This window comes from Roseiarcus sp. (genome assembly GCF_052145395.1).
Classification (GTDB): domain Bacteria; phylum Pseudomonadota; class Alphaproteobacteria; order Rhizobiales; family Beijerinckiaceae; genus Roseiarcus.
On record NZ_JBKQOT010000760.1, the window covers coordinates 1 to 4728 of the forward strand.

4 protein-coding genes are annotated in these 4728 nt (G+C 65.4%); 2 read left to right on the forward strand and 2 right to left on the reverse strand.

From position 1 onward, the window contains the following. Positions 1-809 precede the first annotated feature (809 nt). Positions 810-2018, reverse strand: a complete 1209-nt coding sequence (locus ACLP25_RS25905) for an ABC transporter substrate-binding protein (RefSeq protein WP_442471986.1) — start codon at positions 2016-2018, stop codon at positions 810-812. Positions 2019-2164: 146 nt separating this feature from the next. On the opposite strand from ACLP25_RS25905, the gene nth reads away from it, so the two are divergent. Continuing rightward, positions 2165-2827, forward strand: coding sequence for an endonuclease III (gene nth / locus ACLP25_RS25910; RefSeq protein WP_442471987.1), 663 nt, complete (start codon positions 2165-2167; stop codon positions 2825-2827). A gap of 51 nt (positions 2828-2878) precedes the next feature. On the opposite strand, the gene ACLP25_RS25915 is transcribed toward nth, so the two are convergent. After that, positions 2879-4276 carry a glycoside hydrolase family 127 protein gene (locus tag ACLP25_RS25915; protein WP_442471988.1) on the reverse strand — a complete coding sequence of 466 codons (1398 nt, stop codon included), beginning with the start codon at positions 4274-4276 and terminating at the stop codon, positions 2879-2881. 88 nt (positions 4277-4364) lie between these two features. Here ACLP25_RS25915 and ACLP25_RS25920 point away from each other — a divergent pair. After that, positions 4365-4728: choice-of-anchor tandem repeat GloVer-containing protein (locus tag ACLP25_RS25920; protein WP_442471989.1), on the forward strand; the 364-nt coding region annotated here is incomplete at its 3' end.

A 4728-nucleotide genomic window follows, 5' to 3' on the forward strand; every position in this document is an offset into this window, starting at 1 on the left:
GCCGCTCGACGGGATGTTTCTTTACTATCCGAGTCGAAGGCAGATCAGGCCGGCGCTGAAGGCGCTGGTGGATTTTTTCCGCGAGGTCGGCCGGCGCCCGGAAGCCGAATGAATGGGTCTGTTTGCGCAAAATGCGAAGCCGCGATCCAGTTTGGTCCTGCAGAGCGCGAATGGAATTAGCCTGGACTTCGGCTTGGGCGGTGTTGAGGCGTTCCCTTGAAACGCCGGATCCGGTGTCCGCTCCGTTCCGGCTGTTCCCGCACGGCTGTATGACGAAATCCGCCCTTTCCAACCCTCCGCGGCTTCATCCTCGGCCGCCACCCAAGGCTTGCGGGCGCGCGCGCTGCCTGGCGCCGCCCCGTCCCAGGCGGGAATTCCGGTTAGAACAATATATCTGCCTATTCATTGCAAAAAAGAGAATTACGGGGTAGGCTGGTCCCCATGGTCACGATGCAGTCCTATTCCGCAGGAGCCGCCAAGGTGGGCCGGCGCAGGTTTCCCACGGTCTGGCGCCAGCCGCGGCGTCGCCCGCCGGTCGTTCATCGGACGCTCGTCTGCGGCCGAAAGCGGGCGAAACGATGGCGAAAACGCGGCGCGAGCGTCGAGTTTCGCTTTTTTCGCAAACTCGCATACAAGCCCTTGAAAACGCTCAAAACATGGTCGGATAAGGCGTCGCTTTCGGCGTCCGAACGCCTGTCGAACGCACGCCGAGAGACGCCGAACCGACCCCGAATGGGGTCCGAGCGGCGCCGAACGTTCCTTCTCCCCGCGAGCCTTGCGAGGGGGACTCCGCGGTCGCGCCTTTCGCCCTACTTCTTCACCAGCGGGCAGGCGGAGTCGGCGAGCTTGCCGAAGGCTTCTTCGCCGCTCATCGTCTTGATGAGCTTGTAATAGTCCCACTCGCCCTTCGATTCGGCCGGCGTCTTGACTTGCATGATGTACATGTCGTGCTCGAGCAGGCCGTCGGCGCGGATCTTGCCGCTCGGCGTGAAGGCGTCGTTGATCGTCATCTTGTGCAGCTCGTCCATCACCTTGTCGGCGTCGGTCGTGCCCGCCGCCTTGACGGCGTTGAGGTACGTGAGCGTCGCCGAATAGACGGCGGCCTGAGGCATCGTCGGCTCTTTCTTGGCCTTGTCGTAGAACCGCTTGGCGAAGGCGCGGGTGCGGTCGTCGAGGTCCCAGTACCAACCGTCGGTGAGGATCAGGCCCTGGGCGATGTCGAGCCCGACCGCATGGATGTCGGTCAGGAAGACGAGGAGCGCGGCCGGCTTCATGCTCTTGGTCAGGCCGAACTCCGCGGCGGCCTTGAGTGAGTTCGAGAAATCCGAACCGGCGTTTGAGAGGCCCAGCACCTGCGCGCCGGACCCCTGCGCCTGCAACAGGTAGGAGGAGAAGTCGGACGTCCCGAGCGGGACGCGCACGTCGCCGACAACGGCGCCGCCGCCCGCCTTCACGATGTCCGACGCGTCTGCCTCCAATTGTTTACCGAAGGCGTAGTCGGCGACGATGAAGAACCAGCTCTTGCCGCCGTCCGCAACAATGGTCTTGGCCGTGCCGTTGGCGAGCGCCCTCGTGTCGTAGCCGTAGTGGATCGTGTACGGGTTGCAATTCTTGCCAGTGAGTTGCGCGCCCGCCGCCCCGATGGCGAAGAACGGGATATGCTTCTCGTTGACGGCGGAGGCGATGGCGAGACTGACGCCGGTGTTGGAGCCGCCAAGCGTCATCGTCATGCCGCCCGTGTCGGCCCATTCGCGAAACTTCTGCTGGCCGATGTCGGGCTTGTTCTGGTGATCGGCGGTGAGAATGTCGATCGGCTTGCCGAGGACCGTGCCGCCGAAATCGGCGATCGCCATCCGGATCGCCTCGACGCCGCCCGCGCCGATGACGTCGCCGTAGGGCCCCGACATGTCGTCGATGTCGCCGATCACCACCTTGTCCGACGCCGCGTGCGCTGCTCCGGCGGCGAGGATGGCGCAGAGCGCCCCCACGGCGCAGGCCATGCGTTTGAATTGCCTCATTCTTGTCCTCCCGTGAACTTGCGGATTACCCCGCCGGTCGCCTTGAGACCCCGAACCATGCGTGCATATTGCTTGCGGCGCCGACGCAAGGCAAGGCGCGGCGAACCCGTGTCTGCGGATCGCGAAAAGTTGAGGATCGCGGCGCGATGACGACAAAAGCCCCCCGGATCAAGCGCTCCGCCCTGGCCGAAGCCGTGTTCGAGCGTCTGGCGGCCGCCAACCCAGCACCCAAGGGCGAACTCGAATCCGTGAACCCGTTCACGCTCCTCGTCGCGGTCGTGCTGTCGGCGCAGGCGACTGACGCCGGGGTGAACAAGGCGACGAAGCCGCTGTTTGCGGTCGCCGATACGCCCGAGAAAATGGCGGCGCTCGGCGAGGACAGACTCGCGGAGCGAATCAAGACCATCGGGCTCTACCGGTCGAAGGCGCGCCACGTCATCGCGCTGTCGAAGGCGCTGATCGAGCGTTACGGCGGCGAGGTCCCGCGCGACCGCGAGGCGCTCGAAGCCCTGCCGGGCGTCGGCCGCAAGACCGCCAACGTGGTCCTCAACACCGCCTTCGGCGAGTCGACACTCGCCGTGGACACGCACGTCTTCCGCGTCGCCAACCGGCTCGGCATCGCGCCGGGCAAGACGCCGCGCGAAGTCGAGGACGAGCTGATGAAGGTCGTCCCCGAGCGCTTCATGCGCCACGCCCACCATTGGCTGATTTTGCACGGCCGGTACGTCTGCAAGGCGCGCAAGCCCGCCTGCGGGGTGTGCGTGCTCCGGGACATCTGCCCCTACGAGCCGAAGACGGCGGCGGAGTGAAAAGGACTCCGTGAGCGCGCAGTCTCATCGCGCAGCGCCGGCGAGCCCCCCTCACTCGACTGCTTCGCAGATCCACACCTGCATCGAGCCCGTCTCACGATTGGCCCAGAGGTGGTATGGGATGGCCGTCACCTTATGAGCCTGCAGGCGAGGCCGCGTGGTCGTGTAGAGGGCGTCCTCAGCGTCGGCAGGCTGCAGCCGCCGGCCTTCGCCGATCAGCGTCATCGCGCCGTCGCCGACGAGGTCCGCCCGCCATTCCGCCGCCAGGTCCGCCGTGCGCGGCAGCGTCAGGCTCTGGACTGCGGCGCCGGGATGGTCGGTTTCCTCCACGCAATAGATCAGCGGGCCGCGCCTGAGCGCCACACGCCCGACGTCCATACGGACTTTGGGATGTGCGTAGAGGCGCTCGGGCGGCATTGGCAGATGCAGGATCACAATGTCCCCCCGGGTCCAGCGACGGTGGAGGGTTGCGTAGCGGCGCTCGACGGCAAGCGCGACCGGCGCGCCGTTGACCGACGCCATCGCGCCTTGCGCCCAGCCGGGGATGCGCAGCTTCAGATCGAAAGCGATCGGGGTCTCCGGCTCGATCGCGATCTCGACGTCGCCAAGCCAGGGATAGTCGCTGCGCTCGCGCAGCGCGACCGTGAAGCCGCCGATCTCCGCTGTCGTCTCGAAGCCGCCATAGAGGTGGAAGGCGACGCCGTCGTCGCTCGCCGAGATCGCATAGCCGGCGATCGAGGCGACCAGGCGCGAGACATTCATCGTGCAGCACGGGCAGAGGTGCCAGGCCCAGCGCCTGTGCTGACCGCGACTCTCGAGCGGATTGGCGTAGAAGTAATGCGTTCCCTCGCGCGAGAGGCCGCTCAGCGCGCCGTTGTAGAGCGCGAGCTCCATCACGTCGGCGTAAGCGCCGTCGAGATCGAGATGCAGCATCCGGTGCGCCCAGAAGGCGAGCGCGACCGAGGCGCAAGTCTCGGCGTAGGCCGTCTCGTTCGGCAGGTCATAGGGCTCGGTGAAGCCCTCGTTCGAGGCTTCGGGACCCAATCCCCCCGTCACGTACATCTGCGCCGTCGTCACGTCGCGCCACAACGCCTCGCAGGCGCGCTTCAGGCTTTCGTCCCTGAGTTCGAAGGCGAGGTCGGCCATGCCCGAGGCCAGATACATGCCGCGCACCGCGTGCCCAACCATCCGGGTCTGCTCGCGCACCGGAATGTGCGATTGGTTGTACGCGTAGTTCCTGGCCCAGAAGTCGGCCGGGTCCTCGCCGCGCGCCCGCGCCTCCTCCGTGAAGTAGTGCGGCTGACGCCCGCGCTCGTCGACGAAATAGGAGGCGAGCGCAAGGCGCCGCCTGTCGCCGGTCAGGCGATAGAGCTTGACGAGAGCGAGCTCGATTTCCGGATGTGATGGCGGCCAGCCCTTCGCTCGCCTCGCCGCTGACGGTGCAGGCAATTTCTATGGGACCACCGCCGTCGGCGGTGTGGGATATGGAACCGTATTCGAACTTTCACCAAACGGCAACGGCGGCTGGAATGAAACCGTGCTGCACGCCTTCACCCGCGGAGATGACGGAGGTTATCCGTTGGGCTCTCCCCTCATCTTCGATGGTCAGGGCAATCTTTACGGAACCGCCTCCGAAGGTGGCGCTAATGGCTTCGGCGTCGTGTTCGAACTAAGCCCTGCGCGAAATGGCTGGAACGAAACCGTGCTGTACAACTTTGCCAGCGGGGCCGGTGGTGTCTATCCCTTCAACGGTCTGATCATGGATTCCGAAGGCAATCTCTACGGCACCGACAACGTTTACCAGTCGGGCCACGCCATCACCGAAGGCGTATTCGAATTGAGCCAGTCGGGCGGCAACTGGACGGAGAAAGTGATCTACGACAATGAGGTTGCCGTCGCCA